1 protein-coding gene is annotated in these 501 nt (G+C 33.5%); it reads left to right on the top strand.

Features of this window, described 5'->3' with window-relative positions; all coding sequences use genetic code 11:
• Positions 1-28: 28 nt before the first annotated feature.
• Positions 29-501 (top strand): PD-(D/E)XK nuclease domain-containing protein (locus tag DWZ63_RS15520; RefSeq protein WP_182431561.1); only part of this gene is annotated, 473 nt, incomplete at its 3' end.

Genomic DNA, 501 nt, shown 5'->3' with positions numbered 1-501 from the left:
GGCTCTTACAAACAGAGAAATACTGTTTATGTTTAGGAAAATGATACTCAGATGGTTCAGTCCTGCTAAAAATGAAACAAACGAGTTTGTAAAAGCACTTATAAATGGTGATATAGAGGGAATGAATGTATATATGAATGAGGTAGCATTAAATACATTCAGTTCATTTGACTCAGGGAAGAAAACAGCTTCTAAAAAAGCACCGGAGAATTTTTTCCATGGCTTTGTATTAGGTCTTATGGTAGACCAGATAGACAATTATATCATAACCTCAAATCGCGAAAGTGGTTTTGGAAGATATGATATAATGTTAGAGCCGATAGACAAAAACGATGCTAAGTACCAAGGAAGAGTTCTTCCTGGAATAGTAATAGAATTTAAAGTGATAAATCCAAGAAAAGAAAGCACGCTTGAAGAAACAGTTGAAGCAGCATTAAAACAGATAGAAGAAAAGAATTATGATGCAGAGCTTATAAAGCGAGGAGTAAAACAAGAAAATAT

Source organism: Clostridium sp. AF34-13 (assembly GCF_003477845.1).
Classification (GTDB): domain Bacteria; phylum Bacillota; class Clostridia; order Lachnospirales; family Lachnospiraceae; genus Butyribacter; species Butyribacter intestini.
This window is presented reverse-complemented; position numbering and strand designations above follow the sequence as displayed.